At 60.3% G+C, this 21406-nt stretch carries 13 protein-coding genes and 1 pseudogene; 6 read left to right on the forward strand and 8 right to left on the reverse strand.

Features of this window, described 5'->3' with window-relative positions:
• Positions 1–54: 54 nt before the first annotated feature.
• Positions 55–798, reverse strand: coding sequence for a class I SAM-dependent methyltransferase (locus FJ425_RS17825; RefSeq protein WP_064993335.1), 744 nt, complete (start codon positions 796–798; stop codon positions 55–57).
• Between the two features lie 1925 nt (positions 799–2723).
• On the opposite strand from FJ425_RS17825, the gene FJ425_RS17830 reads away from it, so the two are divergent.
• The 4 genes and pseudogenes from FJ425_RS17830 (at position 2724) to FJ425_RS17850 (ending at position 6915) form a co-directional block, all read left to right on the forward strand.
• Positions 2724–3632 (forward strand): hypothetical protein, encoded by a 909-nt coding sequence (locus tag FJ425_RS17830; protein WP_064993336.1) that lies wholly within the window; start codon positions 2724–2726, stop codon positions 3630–3632.
• A gap of 589 nt (positions 3633–4221) precedes the next feature.
• Complete coding sequence (locus FJ425_RS17840; protein WP_013533370.1) at positions 4222–4557, forward strand: helix-turn-helix transcriptional regulator; 336 nt, start codon at positions 4222–4224, stop codon at positions 4555–4557.
• Positions 4550–5794: pseudogene (locus tag FJ425_RS17845) on the forward strand (HipA domain-containing protein). The gene FJ425_RS17840 and the pseudogene FJ425_RS17845 overlap by 8 nt, the downstream one beginning before the upstream one ends.
• Positions 5791–6915, forward strand: coding sequence for a hypothetical protein (locus FJ425_RS17850; protein ID WP_064993337.1), 1125 nt, complete (start codon positions 5791–5793; stop codon positions 6913–6915). The pseudogene FJ425_RS17845 and the gene FJ425_RS17850 overlap by 4 nt, the downstream one beginning before the upstream one ends.
• A 967-nt stretch (positions 6916–7882) precedes the next feature.
• Here FJ425_RS17850 and FJ425_RS17855 read toward each other — a convergent pair.
• From FJ425_RS17855 to FJ425_RS17880, 6 genes are all read right to left on the reverse strand, one after another.
• A complete protein-coding gene (locus tag FJ425_RS17855; protein ID WP_064993338.1) occupies positions 7883–8305 on the reverse strand; it encodes an ASCH domain-containing protein in 423 nt (140 codons plus the stop codon).
• Positions 8305–9600 carry a hypothetical protein gene (locus FJ425_RS17860; RefSeq protein ID WP_064993339.1) on the reverse strand — a complete coding sequence of 432 codons (1296 nt, stop codon included), beginning with the start codon at positions 9598–9600 and terminating at the stop codon, positions 8305–8307. Before FJ425_RS17860 ends, FJ425_RS17855 begins: the two co-directional genes overlap by 1 nt.
• The gene (locus tag FJ425_RS17865) at positions 9597–10358 is read right to left on the reverse strand and encodes a hypothetical protein (protein ID WP_064993340.1); all 762 of its coding nucleotides are present in this window, start codon (positions 10356–10358) and stop codon (positions 9597–9599) included. The genes FJ425_RS17860 and FJ425_RS17865 overlap by 4 nt, the downstream gene beginning before the upstream one ends.
• The gene (locus FJ425_RS17870; RefSeq protein WP_140698298.1) at positions 10359–13481 is read right to left on the reverse strand and encodes a hypothetical protein; all 3123 of its coding nucleotides are present in this window, start codon (positions 13479–13481) and stop codon (positions 10359–10361) included.
• On the reverse strand, positions 13478–13798 hold the full coding sequence (locus FJ425_RS17875; protein WP_064993342.1) for a hypothetical protein: 321 nt from the start codon (positions 13796–13798) through the stop codon (positions 13478–13480). The genes FJ425_RS17870 and FJ425_RS17875 overlap by 4 nt, the downstream gene beginning before the upstream one ends.
• Before the next feature lie 156 nt (positions 13799–13954).
• Complete coding sequence (locus tag FJ425_RS17880) at positions 13955–18019, reverse strand: hypothetical protein (protein WP_064993343.1); 4065 nt, start codon at positions 18017–18019, stop codon at positions 13955–13957.
• A 283-nt stretch (positions 18020–18302) separates the two neighbouring features.
• Here FJ425_RS17880 and FJ425_RS17885 point away from each other — a divergent pair, with 283 nt between their 5' ends.
• Together FJ425_RS17885 and FJ425_RS17890 are read left to right on the forward strand one after the other, a co-directional pair.
• The gene (locus tag FJ425_RS17885; RefSeq protein ID WP_064993359.1) at positions 18303–18641 is read left to right on the forward strand and encodes a helix-turn-helix transcriptional regulator; all 339 of its coding nucleotides are present in this window, start codon (positions 18303–18305) and stop codon (positions 18639–18641) included.
• Positions 18631–19911: a HipA domain-containing protein gene (locus tag FJ425_RS17890; RefSeq protein ID WP_064993344.1), complete on the forward strand. Its 1281-nt coding sequence runs from the start codon at positions 18631–18633 to the stop codon at positions 19909–19911. The genes FJ425_RS17885 and FJ425_RS17890 overlap by 11 nt, the downstream gene beginning before the upstream one ends.
• Before the next feature lie 83 nt (positions 19912–19994).
• Here FJ425_RS17890 and FJ425_RS17895 read toward each other — a convergent pair whose 3' ends face one another.
• Positions 19995–21398: a radical SAM protein gene (locus tag FJ425_RS17895; RefSeq protein ID WP_064993345.1), complete on the reverse strand. Its 1404-nt coding sequence runs from the start codon at positions 21396–21398 to the stop codon at positions 19995–19997.
• Positions 21399–21406: the final 8 nt, after the last annotated feature.

Genomic DNA, 21406 nt, shown 5'->3' on the forward strand with positions numbered 1-21406 from the left:
CTTTATCACCCGCCCGGGGGGGGGTTGCCTTACATTAGTTGGAGATAACTCATTTTATAGACCGGTCGTCGCTCGGCGGTAAACAGAGATATGACGTTTGGACTGTTCGGTGAACGCACCTCCTGCCCAATCTCCCCAACGCTCCGCCAGCTTGAGCCCTACGCATTCGGCCATGGTATCGAGTTCCTGATGATAGACGTAACGAACGCGATTGGGCAATCGTTTGACCGACGTACCAGAAAACCAGAGGAGGGTTGAGACCAATTTTTGGGTTAGCGGATCGTGCACATCAGCAGCGATGATCGTATTCTCATGATCCACAACGAGCGTGGAAATTTTCTGGCCGTTGACGAAACCATCCAAGGGCGGCACGCCTACATCTATCACCAAATTCCCTCCATCATCTAACGCCTCCACGGCAGATCGGAGGCAAGCTATTTGCGCTTCGCGCGTGACGGCCTGCGTGAATGTATTCCAAACGCAATACACCAAGTTGTAGCGGTGCTCCGATCTAAATCTTGAAATATCTGCCTTCCAAAACTTAATCAGGCCAGTACGCTTGGCGAGAAGGTTCAACATGCTGTCCGAATTGTCGATACCTTCGACCTTGACGCCTCGCTCGCTCAACGGCACCGCCACGCGTCCGTCGCCAATGCCGAGTTCAAGAGCACTCCCTCCGCTGGAAAATCGCTGAAGAAAGGCGACAGTCTCGCCGACCTCATCATTCTTACCTCGCAGCAATGTAAGTAGCTCATACATTGCCGACCAATTTTCGTCGTAGATGAATTCGTCAGCCATTTCTCCTCCTGTGAGATTGATTTAAAGATTTTAGCAATTACTTCGTATGCAATCGGCTCGGAAATAACGCCGCTCGTTCCGCAACAGGAAATGGTCGAAGGGTGTCGCTCTGGTCGGGCTCCGGACATCGAACGGCTCCGTTGCGGAATGAACGCCGATTCAAAATGCAAGAGCCAAGCCAATTCAAAGAGTCGGTTTAGTTCACTATATTGGCTCTTAGTCTCCGCTTCTGTCTGTTTGCAACGACACGGCTTTGTCAGGGTTCCGACAAAAGATCAGACGATTCTGGTCGCGAAAGGCGCCTCTGAGGGACACCGCGTGCGGGGAGTGGCAACTCTGGCCTGACCTTTACGTCATCACAAACGTTTTGGCCCATAACGAGGCGGTTCCTTTGAAGTCGCCGTGCCGAAGATACATCCATAGTCCCCGGCGGATTCCGATTTCAGCCGTGAGCACTTGCTCAAAAGCTTCGGTTGCACTTTGCGACTGTTCCCCATCGAGGTGCGGATCGCAGGGTTAAATCCTGCTTCCGAGAGCCGGGGGCAAGGACTCGAACCGCGTCCCAGTCTCCTGGCCCGTTCCTGGCTTGGACGAAATCGTTCTGGAGCGGCCGTGCTGCCACGGCCGTAGTGAATTCGGCCCGAGTGTTCTTGCGCCCAGTTTCCCTCTCACGAGGTCGTTTCGACGTATCCCGAATCCACCAGGAATCTCAGGGTGTAGTGATGGACTCCAAGGAAGGGGGGCGGCCTCCGTCATCGTCATGACGCCCTCCGGGTGCGGGGCCTGCGCCGCTGTGACGCGCCTCCAGCCCACGAGCACGGCACCCAGCCCGTGCCTGCCCTCCAGGAGTCCTGCGGGGGGCATTTTCCTGCAACCTCAGCACCACTCCGCTTGAATCGGCGGGTCGGGCCGGCGCAGCGCCGCACGAGATCGTCGAGGTTCGCCTTCATAAAGCGTCTGCTACAATAGACCGCTGTATTGATTGCGCTGCCCGCGAGATTGCAGCAGGCAGGTCCAGCCACCTCCGGCGAGGTCACGGCCGGGATATCAGCGGCCTCTTCGTCTGCTGCGACAGCCAATCCAATGACATGATGCATCAGGAACACGTCCACGAAGTACGCAGCGTCGTCCCGTGAAATCGGCAACATGTCTGCGGTGATTTCATTATGGATATAGGACTCGGCATCCCAAAGGGTGCGAGTCAGCTTCTCGTTGGCGGGCTCAATGCGCTTATGGCTCTTTCGAGCGCGGTGTTGGCGGCCTCGATAAGGACAGTACGGTCGGCCCCGGCGACTGGCAGGGACGCAATAACGGCATGGGAATGCATGACGAACTTTTCATTCTGGAGTGGCGGTCTCTTGCCTCAGCATTTCGGTCGCCATCCCGACGCTGGTTTTTGTGGGGTGGCTCGTCGAAGCGCCGGCGCCACCTTGTGCTCACATGCGCGGCCGCAGGATACGCGAGAATTCGGCAGATTTAATCAAAGAGCACGGCAGCGCCAGGGACAGAACGGTGTCGGCACAGTAGGCGAAAGGGCGATCTCGAGCTTTAGCTCCCCGCACGAAGCGGTCTGGAACCAAGCCTGATCTCCGGAGCCGCCGTCGCGCGTCCCGCCATGCGCAGGCGCGCGCAGTCCGCAAGGGCTTGAGCGGAGCGTCCCTTGCGGACGAGCACGGCTGGGCGAGAGACAGAGCGCGTCGGAGGCAGCGGGTTCAGGCGCCTGATCCTTGGTGAGTCCAGAGCGTCTTCTTTGGTCGACCGCTCGGCCGAAACGCCGTTCCTGGGGTGGCAACCTGGCCCTACCATCTCGAAAGCAGGGAGCTAACGGGATAGGCCTTCCGGTTTAGGCACGCGTTGTCTGGTCGGCGGATAGATGAGTGTTCTGATGTCTGCTAAGATCGAAACCAAGAGTCGAGGGGGCGACAATGGTTGAAGTGTTCCGCGGAAGGGGCGGTAAACTCGAACACGAAGGGGCCGCGCTCGGTAGAATCCATGCGCAGGCAAATCACCGGAAGGCGTTGGGGTACTGGCTCGGGTTCTTGAAGGGCGTGATGGCCAGCGAGCGGGTCGAGAGCGCGGAGATGCCGCCACTCAGGGTCGAAGCTGAGCAGTTCCTGTCCCTTCTTCACGACGACGATGCTGCCGAGCTCATTCGCGATCTGGATGTGTGGGGTAACGCGCCCGAAGAGATCTACGCCATCCTTGAAACAATAGTCGGCATACGCTCGCGGGAGTTTATCGCCGCTGACGAGAAGGACGAAGTCAACGAGTTCTACGGGTTCTGTGCCGGTATCGCCTGCGACAACTCCATCACGCCCGCAGAGGTCGAAAGACTGCTGTCCAGGTTGGACTCGAGTGTGGTCCTGCAGAGAGACAGCCGCGTGGCGTCTCTCGGAGAAACTGCCAGAAGGTCTATTTCTGACCGTCGCATAACCGCCGAGGAGGCAGAAGACATATGCGGGTGGATTGCCCATCTTGTCGGCGACAGCGCGACAGATACGGGGCTGCCTACCTTCGGCAATGTGGGTGTCATTGACGGCGCCTTGGAGGATGCAAGCCGGCTCGTAATTCCGAGTCGGATGTTCGTCCTCACGGGAAAATTCGCCATTGGCCCGCGAAAGGTAATCGCTGAGATGATTTGCGAACGCGGCGGTGATTGGAAGGAAACCGTCTGCGGCCAGACCGACTACCTCGTCGTCGCGGCCGAAGCGTCTCGGGACTGGAAGCACAGCCATGAAGGCACGAAGATCATAAGGGCAATGGAGCTTCGCGAAAAGGGAGGTCGGCCGGATCTGGTTCTTGAACCGATGCTGGCCAAAGCGTTGGATTTCTGACCGCCTCCATCCGGCGAAGGAAAACCTATTATCTTGGAGGTGCGGCTTCAGAGCATGGTCGCGTCGGAGGCGCGGAGCCTGAATACCCGAGCCTTAGTGGATCCTGATACGGGTCTGGGCGCTCGCCACCTTTCTTGACAGTTTTTAAGGCGGGCAGCGGCCGCACCTGCACGAACAATATCTCCCACAGCATCGCGGCACGGTCGTATCTCCCACAGCATCGCGGCACGGTCGTGCTTCACTGGTTCACCCGAAGCAAAAGCGAGGCTCGATGTGCGCCGATGCTATGCTATTTCTCCGTCATGCCGAGATGACCCGTTCGCATCGCGGCCGCTCTCTCGCCTGCACTTGCCCAGATCGACCGCATAGTGACGGAGACAGACGCTCCTTTCACTCAGGTCGTCCGAACGAGCTTCGATGACGTGATGACCACGCTCGCCGCGATCGCCGACGACTGGGGGGTCCCGTCGATGCCGTCACGACGGCGGTAATAGAACTTCGTTCTCCATTGAGATGAGGCTTCAAGGGCTAGATGAATTGTAGTCTTCGTGCTACATAACGGACCAATCTGTAGCGCGAAGGTGACATAATGCCCACTCCACACAACCCTCCGGCTGCGGTGCGGCGCGTGCTGCGCAAGCTTGGGGCTGACATTCATGATGCCCGTCGACGCCGACGGCTGCCGATGGCGGTGGTAGCCGAGCGCGCCTTCACTTCTCGCTCGACTCTGCAAAGGGTCGAAGCCGGGGACACCAACGTCAGCGTCGGCATCTATGCCGGCGTCCTGCAGGCCCTCGGCCTCCTTGAGGGCCTGGGCCAGGTCGCCGACATCAGCAACGACAGCGTCGGTCAGGCGCTCGCCAGTGCCGACCTGCCCAAGCATGTCCACCTCCAGCGGCCAACCGGATCGTCGCGCGATGGCTGACTTCGAGGTCCATATCGATTTGGACGGCCGCACACGCCCGATCGGACTGGCGAGGAGCAATCGCGTCCGGGGAACCGAGACCATCCTCTTCGAGTATGACGGAGCATGGCTTGAGGATCCGGACCGCTTCTCGCTAGAGCCAGCTCTTGCTTTGACCCGCGGAGCCTTCGCCCCCCCTGCAGGTCTTGTGACTTTCGGCTCCATCGGCGACTCAGCGCCGGATACCTGGGGCCGGCGCCTCATGCAGCGCGCCGAACGCCGCCTCGCCGACCAAGAAGGCCGCGCGGTTCGCACGCTTGTAGAAAGCGACTACCTGCTCAGCGTCGCCGACGAGACGCGACTTGGCGCCCTCCGCTTCCGCTGGGTCGGCGAAGAGATTTTCCAAGCGCCGATCCGCACGGGCGTTCCTGCTTTAATCGAGCTTGGCCGTTTGCTCCAGATCACCGAACGATCCTCCGAGACGAGGAAACGGATGAAGACTTGCAGCTCATCTTTGCCCCAGGCTCCTCCCTGGGCGGTGCCCGACCGAAGGCCTCGGTTATCGACCAACATGGTCACCTCTCCATAGCGAAATTCCCGAAGGAGACCGACGACTACAGTATGGAGACCTGGGAACAGATCGCGCTGCGGCTGGCCGGCCAGGCAGGTATTGCCACGCCTCAACACGAGCTGATCGAGGTCGCCGGCAAGCCAGTCATGTTGTCGCGACGCTTCGATCGTGACGGTGCGAGCCGCATCCCGTTCCTGTCGGCGATGGCGATGATGGGCGCCAAGGACGGTGAGCGCGGCAGCTATCCGGAGATCGTCGATGCCCTTGCTCAACACGGCGCCCAGGGGAAGACGGACGCGCATGCCCTCTATCGGCGGGTCGTCTTCAATGTGCTGGTTTCCAATGTCGACGACCACCTCCGCAATCACGGTTTCCTATGGCTGGGAAAGGCGGGGTGGTCTCTCTCGCCGGCATACGACCTCAATCCCGTCCCGACAGATCTCAAGGCCCGGGTGCTGACGACGAACATCGATCTCGATGAGGGCACCTGTTCGCTCGATCTGCTTGAACGCGTCGATATTTTTCGCGCTCACCCTGCCGCAGGCCCGCGCGATTATCAAAGAGGTCGCGACCGTGACAGCGACCTGGCGCGATACAGCCAAGGCGGTCGGCGCTCGATCGGCGGAAATCAGCCGAATGGCCAGCGCTTTCGAGCATGACGATCCCAAGCTGGCGCTGGCGCTATGACGAGGACCTTCCTCCACAATTTCGATCCGCCAACATTCAGCCCTGTCGCGGGCGCGACCGTCGACCTCGACGTCTCGGAGATCGAGGACGCCGGGATTCGCGAAGTGTTGCAGACGCCAGGGGCTGCATATGGCGCGTGGTCTATCCTGGACGCGCTGTTGACGCCAACCGGCGCGGGTACGCCCTTCATCTTCCGGGAACCGCTTGGGCAAGCCCGCGAGGTGAAGGTCGCGCTATCCGGCTTGTTCGGCCGCTTCGTTGCCCGCGCCTATCTGGAACGCTACTTCAACCTTTCGATCTTCGCGCATCTCGGCAGCCGCATCATCGACCTCGATCGCCGCCGGCAGGTCAAAGTCACGCGCTTGTCCCGCGGCGATCTGCCCGACTGGATCGCCTGCGCATCCGACCTGTCCTCCTTGACCGTGGCCGAAGCGAAAGGTTGCCACGATAATGGCGGCCCGGCCAAAGCGTTGAACCGCGCCTGGGCTCAGGCCGGACGGATAGATATCACCGCTGGAGGCCGCAAGATCACAGTGAAGCGCATTGCCATCGCGACCCGCTGGGGGATGGCGGCGCCAAATCCGACGGACGCCCACCTCTCAGTCCGCGATCCGATCGATGAAGGCGAGCCGATCAAGCCGGAGGAGAAAGACGCGCTCTTCATCGGGCTTCTCCGCCTCCATATCGCCAATCTCATCAAGTCGCTTGGGCACGCTGAGCTAGCCAGTGCGCTTCGCGGCCTCACACACCAGCCGTTCGCGCGAAGACTCCAAGGGGATCTCCAACGCGCCCGAGCGCTGCTGGATGCCACGTTGGTGAGAGAGCTGGAAAAGGCCACGACCATGGGCGGACTGATCGGAGGGATCGTCACCCGTGCCGGACCCGTCGCTGACACCGACGTTGCGCCCGCCGATCAGGAGGCGCTCGCTCGCCTCAATCTCCGGCCGGTCTTCGTCGGCATCGAGCGCGATCTCATCCGTGCCGCTATCGACGCGGAGCTGCAAACCGTTCGCATCCGCCTGACGCAGATAGGGGGTCCCGATGATTTTTCTCGGCCTGACCGCGCTGGCGGCTGGATCATCCCGATCGGTGAGGAGCGACGCATCAGAGGAGGCAACTGATCCGGTGACCACCGAACATGAGCATCGTGGGGAAACGGCCGGCGACACCAGACACGGCACGATTAGGCAGAAAGATGGAACGCAGGAGACTGAACGCGGCCACGCCGCGCTGATGCCCACTATCACCACCGACAGGGGACGAAAATTCAGATCGTCTGCCGAAACGTATTCGGCCCCGTCCGGTAGTGTCGTATACCGATACGCTGGGGAAGGCCGCGCCTTGAGGCCAAAATGGCGGCCGCCCGGGTTCAGGCTAGATACGAAGCCTCGGAGGCTGACATCAGTTATCCGAGGAGTTGTATCGCCAGGCCCCGCTCTCTCCGCCATATTATCAATAAAATCAAAAACTTAGAGTAAACTTCCGGAATTTACCCGCCAAAACGCCCATCATGCGGGATGCTATTGATTTAGACGGCATGAGACATCCGGCCGGGGTGTCCCATCGAAAAATACGATTCGGCGCGATCCCACCAATGGCTCAACCTGGATGCAATCCGATTTGGGCTGCTGGGACTAGCCGCTCTTGCCACAAGGACCACGACGATCTGCTGCGCCCCGGTTCGTGTTGTCACCGGCGTAGAGCGGGAGGACAAATTCGGACTCGACCACTCCGGTGAGGTCGCGCAACTCCTTCCCAGGTTTGTTCTCTTGGGCGCTTCTTGAAGACTTTATCGCAGGCACGCCTAGTGAAGATGCGGGTTGCTCCTCGACTACGAACGCCATGCGCTCGCGCCCCGTGTAAATGCTGGGGCGTAAGGGGACCATGAGCGTTTGCGATCAACTTCTGCCCTGCAGAGCCCGAGATTTTCGATCTCAAGCCCTTTCATCGCATCGCCTGTATAGGTCTACGCCGCGGGCTTCTCGATAGGCACCAGGAACGGCCATTGCGGTGGCCAGCGTCCGAGGCGAATTAAACGACGGAACCGGGGTTTGCGCTGCGCCAAAAGCAGGCGTGACGGTCCGCGTGTCAGAATTCCATGGCCTGTCTTGCGTTCTCCGAAACTGGGAACAACTTGAGACTGCCGCTGGCATCTACTGGCCGTTTCAACCGGCGGACATGCCGAAAACGCCAGCCAAAGGCTTCGCCTGGCATAGGGCCAGGCACCATATGCTCCGACCTGAGACGGCTCCAGCTGGCATGGGTGAACAGTTCGACGTTCACCAGCTCGGCCACGCCGACGAACCCACCCAAGTAGCTTGCGTCGATATCGGGATATCGAAACAGGGCTTCCAGCTCCGGCTTCTTGCCGGTGTGCAAGATCAACGGCCCCCGGAAGTCGGTCGGCCAGCTTCTCACTTCGATGGTTTTGCGGCCCAGCAAAATCAGTTCCGCCCAGGGCTGCTTGATGCTGAGTGCTACAAGAAAATTCGGTAGGCCGATAATGGTCATCAAGGCACCGGAAACGTCTCGATCAACTCGCGGGCGAAGCGTTGCTCGATGTCAAAAATCTCTGCCATCGTCAGCTTGCCCTGGGAATGTGTAACCGCCTCTCGCACGATCTGCGGCGCTTCGAACGCGAAGCGCTCGGGTCCATAGGACGATGCGGTGAGCTTTCGTGCCCATGCCAGATAAGCGTCGATATGGATACGCGCATCGCCGTCAGTGAAGTGCGGGTCCTTTTTGGATGTCAGATCGACCGCGTGCGGGACATCTCGGCCGCGCAAAGCGGTTCTGCGCACCGCGCAGGGAATGCAAAGTCCGCATGGTTGACCGATGCGCTTGGTAATGGCGCCGAGCACCTGGCGCGACGCCAGGTTCCAACAGGTCTCGGTTTCGAGGATGGCCTTATCGAACCGCTTGGCACCAAGATGCGCCTTCATCGCCTCGGCGGCTTCGCGTTTGGTTGTGGTCAAAAACGGGTTCTGAACCGACAACGGTTCGCCGAAGAGGTTTGAGAACAGACCGCTCGCCAAGGTGTGCAGCATGGGATGTGCATGGCGGGTCATCCGATAGGTCGCCGCCGGTGGCATCGCGATCGCCAAAGGGCCGTTTTCGAACTGGAGCAACGTCGTGGCGCCATAGGAACGCGCGACCAACGCGCCGAGCGCAAGGAACAGGAAAGAGCGATATTGAAACTGCCCGCCGATGCGTCGTCGTCCATTGGACCACGTGCATCCTACCTGGACATGGCGTTTGAAAGCGAATTGATCGGCCAACTCCGTTTGCCTTGCCTTGGCGCCATAAAAGGAAGCGAGCGCAGCGTCGGTGTCGTTGCGGCGCAGCCAGTCCAGCCCGCTGGTGCTGTCGAGGCCCGCCGAAAACAACGCGGTGGTCTGAACGCGATCTGTGTGTGAGCCATTCAACGAAAGCCGATCGAGCGCGTTCGAGGTCTTTCGCTTGGAGACCGCGAACGTCCATTCAGCGTTGCCCAATAAGCGCAGGATCGCCGTTAGGGCTGCATGGGTTGCGGTCGTCCATGCTGAGGGTTCGCGCACCGAAACAGCCACCTTTACCGATCGAACGCGCTGGCTCGAAATACGCTTGGGAATATAGCGCTCCACTTCCCAGACGAGGCGCGCCACTTCCAGGAGATCAAGCGCTCGGGGATCGAGCCCAAGCGGACCGAGGCCGGCCGCGTTGTGCCACTGGATGCTTGCAAGGTCGAGGTCGATGACCTGTGTCTCCCGCCGCGGCGCCTTGACGATCTCGATATGGGCGGGAATGGTCCGAGGCGTGCTCATCATCCGATTACCAGTTTCGAATAGTTGGCACCTATGGTCGCCAGCAGATCGCCGCTGGCAGCCTTGCGGGTGCGGACGAATTTCTCCTCAAAGCGTTGCTGGATAGCGGCGGCGATCGTATTGGCGGCGCGCTCGACCGACAACTCCGACGCCCCGAGGTCTATGCAGGATTCACCGACAATGCTTTTGGCAATGATTTGCCCGAGAAAGCCGCGACGAATGTCATTCGGGTCGGCGAAGCGGGTCCGATCGAAGGCCACTTCTACCGCTGCCGCATCGCCTCGTTCGGCCACCGCCAGGTTATCGCCCGCAAGGGCGGTTGCAAGAAACGAGCGAAACGCCAGACCGACGCGGTCGATATGCCTTTCATCGACGGCGTCGCCATGCTCGCGCAAAGCTTGGTCAATCGCCACGTCGCAATAGGCGGTGATCGATCCTGAACCTTTGGCAACGCCGCTCTGATCCAAGATGCCAGACCATCTTTGCCCTTGCATTGCCCTGCTGAGTTCTATCAACCTGTCGAGCAGTGTGGTCGCAAAGGGGTCTTGAAATAGCCCCGCCATGAAGCCCGCGCGTCCTCGTTCGCGTAGCAATGCATTGATCTCGCGCGTTAGTCGTGCCTGATCGCCGTCGGCCGTCAGCATTCGTGCGATGTCGCGCAGATACGTGATGGCCCGCAACAGGGAACCGCCCGATCCTGCCGACCCGGCGCCTCCGCCGCCGAGCGAGCCGCTGCCGCCCCCAAATCCCCCCGTTCCCATTCAGATCCTCCCTTGCCAGATTTCTTCGGCGGTCCCCCGCTTCCACGGCTCGGGCACCTTGGCGGCCAGGGGGGATTCTAGAAAAGCGGCCCAAACCGTCCCCCCGGACGCGGTGAGGACATCCAGGCCGGCATGGGTTTTTGCCGCGCGCTGCGCGTCTTCGTCTCCTGTCAGCCCTGGCAGGCGTCTGATGTCGGCCACATTGTCCTTGAGCAGCTCGATCGCGGTCTCGCGATCCGGCGCGCCCCTTGCTGCCAGACAATCCGCGCAATCTATGCGGTTCCTTATGACAACCCGTTGCGCCCAGGCATGCTCGAACAAGCGCAATGTCCGAAGCCTGGCGCGCGCATCGTCCCAACTGAACCGGCGATGACCGGTGCGCATCTCGTTCCAAGCCAACCTGTCCGCCGCGATGGCTGCGAGAAGCGGATAGCGGCGTTGCGCCTCGCCATCGGACAGTCCGGCTAGAATAAGGGCAGCGGTCTGATCGTCATTGGCGGCCTCCGCGATGCGTGCCCTAGTGTAGCGAAGTTCCATTTCCACTTCAGCAAGGTGAAGCGCTCGGGCCACCTCGAGGCCCTGCTGAACAAGTGCTTCGGCGCGGTCGCGGATAACCGGATCGAGCGGACGCATGGCTGGATCGAGAACGCATTCGGCAGCATTGCGGCTGGCCGCCGCAAAGAGGTGCCCGAAGATTGGATTCGCGAAGGCTGAGGGCCCGACCTCCTTGAGGATCGTGTCATAGACCGCAAGCGCGCCATCATAGTCATGATCAAAATACTGGCTGATGCGGGCAAGGTTGTTGCGATACTGTGACAACTGGACGGCGGCATCGGCGATACCAGCGTCGACGGCCGCCTGGGCTTCGGCCACCGCTGCCGCAGCCTCGCGGCGCATCGCTTGTTGCGCTGGCGGTTGCGTGGCGTCAGCCTTGAAACACTCCGACAACATCGCATGTTTTCGCGCCTTTTCGACAGGCGTGGAAAAGTTACGGCCGCTAAGCATGGTGCGGACCAGTGCGAATTGCTGCAAGACAATGGCGGCTTCGCAGATTGAGAACCACGGGGCGGCGGCGAGCTCGTCGACCAAGACGCGGCTTTGCGTTGCTTGATCAAACAGTCGTGCCCGATCCGAGATCGACCAGCCAGCGCCAGCCGCAAGCCAAGCGGCATTGATCGCTTCTGCGGCCTGACTTCCCTCTCTTAGTGAAGCATAGTGACGAACAACTTCGACCAGCGCGCCGAAATCGTGCTCTACCGGCCGATCAAGCAGCATTGTTATGCAGGAGCGATGGGCTGCATCAACTGTTTCGGACGGCAACAATCGCAGCATGGTGCGCCGAACCGTCTCTGCAAGCACCCGTTGTCCTGCAACGCGTACGCAAAAGGGATCGAGCCGGGTAAGTCGGGCTGCTTCCACGCCAGTTATGCGCCCGACATCACCCATGGCCAGCGCCCGCTCGGAGACGCTCAGGATAGCCGACACCAATGGCTCCGCGCGCACCGCGGCTTCGATCTCTTCGTTGGCCATGTCCATCATAAGCTGATCGATCGCCCATTGCCGGGCCGCGTCAGGGACAGCGGAACCTGCGACTACCACCGAACTCAGCGCCGCCGCAGTCACAAGCACGTCCCATGCGACCGCTGAATCGGGAACTTCCCCCAGCAAAACGACAATGTCGGGGATTGCAAGGAGTCGGGCAAGCCCGTTTAGACCTGTGTCCCGAATGGCGGCAATTGCCTGGGCGATCTCGCGATCATGGTGCCGGGGGTCAAGCTGGCGAAAGGCGTCCTCAGCCCACAACCGCAGGCGTTGATCAAAAGTCGCGCCTGAGCGTGGCAAAACCGGAACGACCGGCCGACCTGTATCACGACGCAGGGCTGCGCCAACTGAAAGCAGCCGCGCGCGCGATCCCGGATCGATTGACGCGGAACCGGTTACCGCAAAATATCGACCGGGCCGGGTCCAGGTGCGGGCGAGCGCCGACGACGTCTCATCGATCGGAGCCACCCCGTTTGCAAGCGCGGGAAGTTCGTTGGCGCCTGACAAAAGACGCACTGCCACCCAGGACGCCGGAAACGCTGGCTCGTCACCCCAGCTGACGGCGTCCACGGGCTCGCTAAGCGACCAGACGGCGGGCGCGGCGTAGTCCATCCGGCCGTCAGAGATCACATCGGCGTTGAGAGCCGCAGCACGGCTAACGGCGGCCGCCACCTCCAAAGGCTCTCCCGATGCGAAAGATCCCAAAAGCGCCTCGATCATGATGCGTGCCGCGCGCACGCGGATACGCGAGCGCATGGCGAGGACCGAAATACCCCCGCTTTGGCGCAGCGCTGTTAGCGCCGCACCTCCCTCGACACTTTGGGAGGTCTGCTCATCATGTTCGCCGAGTGAGCAGGCCCAGAAAATCCAGAACGGCGGCGCCGAATGAGGTGTTGGAAACAATCGTTGCGCTAGCGCGGAAACGGCCATCCAGCCGTCGTCGCCATCTGCCGTGCGCAGTTGCGGCGCGGGTGCCCTTTGCCCGATGCCGAAGAAGATGACCACATTCGGCCTCAACGTCCGTGCCAGCGCCACTGCTGCGTCGAGGTCATCAGCGCGAAGCTGGAGCAGGTCGTATTCGTCGATACGGCCGCTCGCGGTAGCGGCTGCCGCAAGGGTTTCAGCAAGGAAATCATGGGCTGCTTGCGGGTCAAAAGCGCGTTCGGGTCCTGGATGCCCGACCAATGCAAGCACTCTCATACGTTCCGGCACCGCCGCGAACCCGAAGCTGCGATCATCATCGACAGTCCGCACGGGCGCGAGCTTGTGGCGGTTGAGCGGACTGATTTCCGCCTGGAACGCTTCCCACGGGACGGCGGATTCCCTGGCGCCCGCGCCGATCCTTAAGAAGAGCGGTTCGCGATCCTCAAACATGCGTTCGTCGAGCGCCGCGGCAATCTCGCCTGCTGGAAAAGCAGACCTGAGTGCCAATCTGGAATCTCGCGACCAAAGGTCGAACGGGCGGTCCAGGAATGGCAGCCGCAACCAGGGAAGCCCAATGTCGCGATCCGGACCTGCACCCGTCAATCGAATGAAGCGCCGAAAAAGGTTTGACGGGGAGGAAGCTTCAGCGAGCTTCACGAACCCCACCAGGTGCGAATCTGGCGTATCAGGCTCGCCTCGTCCGCGCCTCCCAGATGCTTCTCCTCAGTCTGTCCCACGACCTGTGTGAGGAGTGCGAACGAACTGGCTCCGTAGGCCAGCGCTTCCTGAGCGGTTCCGGCATGAGCCGCTATCGACGCGACCGCACCGATGATCGCCAACAACACCACACTGAACCAATAGTAGCTTGATTTGATATATGACGGCGTCGACTCAAAGCGCTTGCGAATGGCCTTGATGATATCCGGCAGAATGCCGCCGACGGCGCCCAGCGCTGCTGTCTCGATGATCCCCATAAGCTCCCTCCCAGCTAAACATCCTCTACTATATCTTCGGCACTCTGACCAGCAATTTAAGTCTCAGTGGCGCTGTGTATTAATGCTGTGTCTTTCCGCGAATAGAAGCGACCGAACCTGACTCCACTATATTCTCACATGGCTCGAAGCGCCGTTTCAGCGTCTTCCGCTGATTAGATCGAGGACAACCACCTCGATCAGTGGCTGGCGCGCCTCGGGAATCGCGGCCTTCAACATTTCTTTCATCTCTTGGGCGCTCGCGGGCGCGGGAAGCCCGTTGGGCCTGGCCTTCAATCGCCTACCGCTCGCCGAGGGCATATTGCCGAACCACAGGACGCAGTAGATGCCGCGTTGTTCGGAGCGCCAGTCGACGAGATATTGAACATCGAGCTGGTCGGTCGCCGCATCCCAGACATTCGGGTGCCACTGACCTTTGACCTCGATGGGCAATTGCATCGTGCCGCGCGCGAAGGCGAGATCCGCCCGCTTGGTCTGAGGCATGTCCGCCTCCGTAATCCGCTGGATATCGTAGCGGGCCAATTCCGGTCCGATCATCGCCGCCAGCCGGTCGCGGCAGCGGTTCTCGTCGCGCGGAACGCCAGCATCCGTCCAGAATTCTACAACCGTATCGAGATCATCACCGGCGAGCTTGCGCCGCGCGATGTCCATCTCTTCCAGCACTATCGCCTTCAAGTCTTCGATATTGCCGGGCGGTCCGTCGTCGAGGAGCGCTGTCAAATCGCTCGGCGCCAGCCCTGAAAAATCCTCTTCCGCCCGCTTCTGCCGCTGTTCTGCTGCCATGTGCCGGATCAGCTCGGCATAGCCGTCATTGGATCCGGCAACGAGGCGCGCCATGGCTTGGCTTGCTTCGACGCTGGTGTCGCCAGCGATCAGACCAAGCAGGGAGCGCAGAAAGTCAGTTGCGTCATAGTCGTTTGTGTCGCCCGAGCCGACGCCGTTGAGCACTGCGTAGGGCCAATGCCCACGAAACTCGGTAATGATCCATTCCGCCTGTGCGACCGACAGCGGCATCATACCGCCGCCCCGCTCGAATTGGATTCGGTTGCGCAGGAACCAGATGAACCTAGGATGACCTGCACCGATCGTGTTGAGATCCGGCCTCACCAACTCAAAACGCACCAGCACATCAATTGCAAGCCACGACAGCATATGATCGAAATTGCGAAACACCATCGCGGCGCGCGCCTCTGCGATATCGCGCAGTGCATCGACCGCGCCAGCCTGGGTCAGGCAGTCGACCAGCCCTACTTCGACCTGCTCGGGAACGTTGGGAAACGCCGTCAGCCATTCAGCGGCCAGCGCAGCTCCGGTCGCCTGCCAGGCAGGATCGTGGGCGAGCTTGTAGAGCCCGCTGACATGATCGCTGCCGGCTGCCAACGCCGGTTCCATCCAGAGCCGCGCGAATGCGATGCGGGATTCGGCAGTGGGGATGACCTCGGCCTCCAGCGCGGCTTGCAGCCGCTCCTGTTCATTCTCAACGCTCCAGCCGTGATCGTCGTAGCTGAGCAGCAGGGCCGCCAGTTTGAGAGAACCCGGAAGGTCGGCCAAGCTCTTCCCGGTGCGCAGACGCTCATAAAGTCCGGCCATGATCGGGCCGCTGTAGTTATAGAACGTCCCATGTGCGAAACCCTCAGCGATTTCAGCGGCGGTGGGCAGATCGGGGCGATGAAGAACGGCCTCGAATCCGGTCAGTGCGTCGTCACCCAGCGCCGGTCCAAGGAGGCTGACCAGACGCTCGGCCGGCGGCAGGTCATTCGGCAAATCGCGGGATGACATGCCAAGATAGGCTTCGGCGGGCTCGAAGATTGCCGTGAGTCCGCCGGAGCGCAGATCGTCGCGCACCTTTTCCAACTGGTGGCGTACCACTTCGAAGGCCGCCTTCTGCTCGCGCACCCAAATGGCTTCCTTCTTGTCGTGACGGACCTTCCAGGCGGGCTTCTTGGGATTTTCGAGCTTGCGCAGGAACCTAGCCAGTTGCTTGTCGCCGCGCCGGAACGCTTCCGCGGCCAGCCGCACATTGGGATCGAGCCCGCTTGGGCCCCTGGCAATCTGCAACAAGTCCTTCCAATCTTCACGCAGGCCAGCGTCTTTTGTGTCGCCTTCGGCCAAGCGAGCGAGCGCGCAGACAATGTCGCCTGGTCGTGTTGTGAGCCCGACCAAACGGTGTTGTAAATGGTGCTCGGTCGCCCACAGGCTATCCTTGCGGCGGTCAGTCGCAAGAACGTGCTCCTGGACCGCGCGTCGCAACGCATCGTGCGTCGACAATCGGTCGGCCAGGCTCTGGTATTCTTCACGATGGGAGCGATGGGACCGTTCAATGATCTTGAGCCAGCGCCACAGCGCAGGAGCTTGGGCCGGTCCGGTAATGCCTTTATCAATTGCCTGGACGATCAGCTGAGCCACGATGTCTGCTACTTCGCCGGCCTGCCGCCAATCGTCGTTGGTCAAGAGTTCCGCATATTCGGCGATCAAATCCAGTATTCCGGCCAGTCGTGCCGTAGCTATCGTGTCGAACAGGCGCCGATATGGGCGGATTGTGTGGACGCGCCGATCCCTGCGGCGTGGCAGCGGACAACTTGTTAAGCCTAATTCGCCGAACAATGTTGCGACCAGCACCGCGTCTGGCACATCGCCCTCAATGGCTTGGATCAGCTTGCGCGCAAGGCGCGAGGTGTCGCCGCCCTGATCAGCCAAAGCTGCCACCGTCGCCTGCCACCAGGCGCGGTCGCGATATGGCATGAGGGCGTCCGCCGCGTCGGCGCGCTCGGCGTAAAAGCGCTCTCTCGACAGGACGATTACTTCGAGCGTGTCGGCCAGCTCGGCGGCCAGGGATGTGCCCTTCAATCCTTCTATCAAGAGCGAACGCAGATGCACACTGCTCGTTGCCGCCGCGATGATATCTTTGATCTTGGGCTTGAGGGCCGCGATCATCAGGCCCGCCGCCGTCTTGATGTCCCAATCGGCCGACCGGAAATACGGATCGTCGTGAGCGAGCCTGCGCAGCGCCTCGAAAAGACAATCGGCCAGATGCGGGGTCAGCGCAGCGGTCTCCCCATAGCGAAGCACACCGTAGGGGTCTTCGGCGATGATCCGCTCGGCCATTGGCGGGCTATGGTAGCCAAGCCAGGCATGAATGCCGCGCAGACTTGCGGAAACGCCGCCGCTGCCCTGCAATTGTGCCAGAACGCGGCGCTGCGTCCGCGGAGTGGTGGCCTGTCGCGAGAGCCAACGTGCGCCGAGATACTCTGCGATGACGCGGTGAATAAGTTTGGCCCGCGAAGGACCAACGCTGTGAAATAGCTTGCAGGAAAAAATCGCCCGCGCGGCCTTGGCGCTCGGCAGCTTTTCCAAATCTGACAGTCGCAGATCACCTTGCTGAACCTGCGATGCGCCCGCAGCGCTCGCAGCTTCAGCGCCCGAAAACAAAAGGCCAGCAGCAATTGCCCCTGCAGCATCAAGCGCTTCATCCTGAGTGAGTTGGGCCAATCCCATATTCTGGCGATCCGGATCGTGCTCAGGCCAGACCAATGTACAGACGCGCTCGAACAAGGCAGCCCGCGTCCCCGGCAATTGCACGTCGGTCTCGGCGACCCGTCCAGTCAGGCCAAGCGTCAAGGGATTTCGATAAAGCTCTTCCAATCCGTGTAAGGCGAGATGGTCGAGCACATGGTTGGGATCCACGGTTGAATACCGCGCAACGAGATAGGCGCGCGCTTCTGAACGGTTGAAGGGTTCGAGCGTCAGCACAATGGGATCGGCACCGTAGAGTTGGCGCAGGTCCGTTATGCTGCGCGCCTGCCATTCGCGCGAGCGGCACGAGAGGATGAACGGCGGCGAACCGGCCTCTTCGAGCTGGGCGAGGATTGCATCGACGGCGTCGCCCTCGCGCTTGGACATGGCCTCGTCGAGGCCATCAATCAAAATCGGCTTGCCCATCGCCACCAGCTTGGCCGGGTTCTTGCTGTTGATGAACCGGATCGCGGTCACCGGTTCAACGATTAACTGCCGTCCGAGCTCGCGCATGAGCTCGCTCTTGCCCATGCCAGGCTCGCCAAGAACGATCTTGTTACCGGCAAGAGCGAGAAGCCCCGGCTCATCAACCCCGGGGTCGAGTTTGGAAGTATCGCTGATCGTCAGCCGGCGCTTGAAATAGGCCGCGGCCGCATCTTTTGCAGAGGGCTGGGGAAAACCGCTTGTCATCTAAAGTTTCCTGCGGAGAAATTTCAGCTTCAAAATCACCATGAGTCGCCCTGACGTCAGTGACGCATAGCAGGCTGCCGTTGTCGACGCTTTCGCGTTAGCAGGCCCTAATGTTGGGCCGCAAAAAGGCCGTTTCCGCAGCTTAATTGTACCATAAATAGGTCGCAAAGTTATTTTTCGTCCTATTTATGAGACTCCGTGACGAGCAATGGCTTGTCAGAGGGATTTTTGCGCTATAAATGGAGCGCAAAGCGGTAAAAAGTACCATTAATGGAACATGATCATGGCTAAGCCCGCATCGAGGTCTTATTCGCGTTATAGCCGCGACGCCGCGCTGCTCCTAGGGCAACTCATCCGGCGCGCACGCATCGAGCGTCGCATAACTGTCGAGGAGCTCGGTGAGCGTGCCGGTCTATCGCGTGGTCTCGTCCACCGTATTGAACGGGGCGACCTCGGCTGCGCTATCGGCGCTGTCTTCGAGGCCGCGGCCGTCGTGGGAGTAAGGCTGTTCGATAGCGACCTGGCAACGTTTGCCCAGCACATAGCGGCGAACACCGCAACGCTGACGCTTCTTCCCCAGGCCGTACGCACGTCAACCGGTCCGGTGAAAGATGACTTCTGAAAACGCACCCCGCGAGGCTTTTGTCTGGATTTGGCTGCCACAAGCGACGGAGCCGGTTGTTGCCGGACTGTTGACGCGTGACGGCGACAAGCTGCTATTCAATTATGGCCGTTCCTACCTGGCCCGCGAAGACGCGATCGCGATCTACGACCCCGAATTGCCGCTGAAGGCAGGCGGATTGCCGCTGTCGCCTGGTCTTTCGATGCCCAACAGCATTCGCGACGCAGCGCCTGATGCCTGGGGCCGGCGCGTCATCATCAACCTTATCCTGGGCAAAAAGGGCAACGCGATCGATCCCGCGGCGCTGGACGAGCTCACTTACCTGTTGGAGTCTGGATCTGACCGCATAGGCGCGCTCGATTTCCAGGCGTCGCCCAGCAGATACGTTCCACGCCAATCGCGAAGCGCATCGCTGGAGGAGCTTTTGAGCGCTGCCGCCCGCGTCGAAGAGGGTGTGCCGCTGACGTCCGAGCTGGACCAGGCCTTGTTTCATGGAAGCTCCATCGGCGGAGCCCGGCCGAAAGCACTGATCGCCGACGCGGATGCAAAATTCATCGCGAAATTCTCCTCTCAAGGCGACGTCTACAGCGTGGTAAAGGCTGAGTTCATCGCCATGCGGCTTGCCGGCATGGTCGGGATCAATGCGGCACCGGTGCGCCTGACACAGACCGTAGGGAAGGATGTCCTGCTCATCACCCGTTTCGACCGGCAAAAGTCAGGCGATCAATGGCGCCGCCGCAGCATGGTTTCTGCACTGACGATGCTCGGCCTCGATGAGATGATGGCGCGCTATGCCAGCTATGAAGATCTGGCGCCGATCATCCGCCATCGCTTTAGCGATCCAAAGAAAACGCTGAAGGAGCTGTATTCGCGGGTAGTCTTCAATATCCTTTGCGGCAACACGGACGACCATGCCCGCAATCATGCCGCATTTTGGAATGGCTCCGAGCTGGAGCTGACCCCTGCCTACGACATCTGCCCGCAGGCGCGCGCCGGCAACGAGGCGGGCCAAGCGATGTTGATCCTCGGCAACAACCGATCAAGCCAGGTTGCGGTCTGCCTTCAGGCACATGCGGTGTTCCAGTTGTCTAAAGAGGACGCCACCGCGATCGCGGCGGCACAGATCACAACGATCCGCGATCAGTGGGATCGCGTCTGCGAGGAAGCCAATCTTAGCGTCATTGATCGTCAGTTGTTTTGGCGAAGGCAGATCCTCAACCCCTTCGCGCTCGAGGGCGCTCCAGAAAGCCTGAGAGCCCTGCTTCAGTAGAGCAAATTCGCCGTCGCGCGGAGTTCGCAAGACCCGCGATCCGATCAGTGTTGACACGACCCCCGCCTTGACTTCTCACAAGCCTAGCGACGATCGGGCGGCGCGGATTTGAATTGGTCCGTTGCGGTTAAGGCAAAATCGGTTGGTAGCTGCAGTCCGAGCGAGGATGTCAATCGCCTCGGCAGCATGGTCCGCCAGAATTCGCTCTGTTGATCGAGCGATGCCGTATCGCGCTCCAGGTGAAGCTTTGGGCAAGCCCCCCAGCACAGCGGCAGAAAGGAGCATGTGCTGCACTTTTCGTTGCGTGTCGGATCGAACCCGTCCCACCATTGTTCCTGCGTGGCTTGTTGTGCGGTGGATTCTCGATCGAGTTGTCCGACAGCGCGGTGCGGTTCGGTAACCTGGAGGCCGCAATTGTACAGGGATCCATCAGCGCCGATGACGATCGAATCCTCGGCAATCGCAGCACACACGGATCTTCTTGGGTGGGGGTAGCGATCCAATGCGGCTGTCTTGTCGAGATAGATTTCTGGGACGATGGCGCGCACGACATCCCTGGCGGCCTCGAATTCCGCATAAGCCAGCTCAGTCTTGCGGATGAAATCGACCTCGGTTGAGTAAGGCGTCAGTTTAGCGATCTGCAGCGTTGCCTTTGACCCCTTCTCGAACCAGCCGTTTGTCATCCCGAATTCGGCGAGCAAAACGAGATCCGCACTGTTCTTCGTACCCAGGTTGAAACGGATATCAACGGTCACATCCCGTTTGAGAGCTTCAATCAGTCTGATAGCGCCCTGAAACTGATCCTCGCCGGAAAATCCGCGACGGTAGCGCCGTACCTTGTTATGGGATTTGCCAAATCCGTCGAAGGTGACCTGAACGCGCTCAATCATGTGGATGCGGGCGAAAGCCAAGGGATCGCCAGGCCACAGTGTGCCGTTGGTCAAGATCGACGCTGAGTACCGCCGTCCCAACTGATTGCAGAGTGCCTGGAGCCGTGACGATGCCTTTTCCAGAAAGGCCCGATTCAACATCGGCTCGCCGCCATACCAATCAATGTGTAGGGCTGGCTTGCCGGAAGCAGTCAGAATGTTTTCAACGCGCTCGACGATCTTATCGACATTGCCAAACTCAAGCGTGGATTCGTCCCGCTTCTGAAAACAGTAGAAGCACCCTAGATTGCAATTGTTGGTCGTAGTGATGGTCACAATGATTGGGGACTCTGCCTTGGTCTGCAGGAAGAGCTCCCGAATTTGCTTTATTTCGTCGAACCCCGGCTCAACAACAAATCCACCGCTCAGCAAGGATTGCGACAGCGCTTCCCCTAGATTGGTGAGATCGATTTTTGCGGGGTGCCTGCAAAGAGCGAAGCCGAGATCGGCAGCATCGCTCCCCGCAAAATGACGCGACGCTCCCGTTCGCGCATTGTAAAGAATGATACTGCCGGTCTTTGTAGGGATCGAGAAATTGTAGCGTGATGTGGAGTACATGGCACGCT

Origin of the sequence: Mesorhizobium sp. B2-7-2, assembly GCF_006440775.1 — a bacterium.
Lineage (GTDB): Bacteria > Pseudomonadota > Alphaproteobacteria > Rhizobiales > Rhizobiaceae > Mesorhizobium.

Coding starts and splice junctions, on each gene's coding strand:
- FJ425_RS17825 (WP_064993335.1), bottom strand. CDS start 798: ATGGCTGACGAATTCATCTACGACGAAAATTGGTCGGCAATGTATGAG.
- FJ425_RS17830 (WP_064993336.1), top strand. CDS start 2,724: ATGGTTGAAGTGTTCCGCGGAAGGGGCGGTAAACTCGAACACGAAGGG.
- FJ425_RS17840 (WP_013533370.1), top strand. CDS start 4,222: ATGCCCACTCCACACAACCCTCCGGCTGCGGTGCGGCGCGTGCTGCGC.
- FJ425_RS17850 (WP_064993337.1), top strand. CDS start 5,791: ATGACGAGGACCTTCCTCCACAATTTCGATCCGCCAACATTCAGCCCT.
- FJ425_RS17855 (WP_064993338.1), bottom strand. CDS start 8,305: ATGACCATTATCGGCCTACCGAATTTTCTTGTAGCACTCAGCATCAAG.
- FJ425_RS17860 (WP_064993339.1), bottom strand. CDS start 9,600: ATGATGAGCACGCCTCGGACCATTCCCGCCCATATCGAGATCGTCAAG.
- FJ425_RS17865 (WP_064993340.1), bottom strand. CDS start 10,358: ATGGGAACGGGGGGATTTGGGGGCGGCAGCGGCTCGCTCGGCGGCGGA.
- FJ425_RS17875 (WP_064993342.1), bottom strand. CDS start 13,798: ATGGGGATCATCGAGACAGCAGCGCTGGGCGCCGTCGGCGGCATTCTG.
- FJ425_RS17880 (WP_064993343.1), bottom strand. CDS start 18,019: ATGACAAGCGGTTTTCCCCAGCCCTCTGCAAAAGATGCGGCCGCGGCC.
- FJ425_RS17885 (WP_064993359.1), top strand. CDS start 18,303: ATGGCTAAGCCCGCATCGAGGTCTTATTCGCGTTATAGCCGCGACGCC.
- FJ425_RS17890 (WP_064993344.1), top strand. CDS start 18,631: ATGACTTCTGAAAACGCACCCCGCGAGGCTTTTGTCTGGATTTGGCTG.
- FJ425_RS17895 (WP_064993345.1), bottom strand. CDS start 21,398: ATGTACTCCACATCACGCTACAATTTCTCGATCCCTACAAAGACCGGC.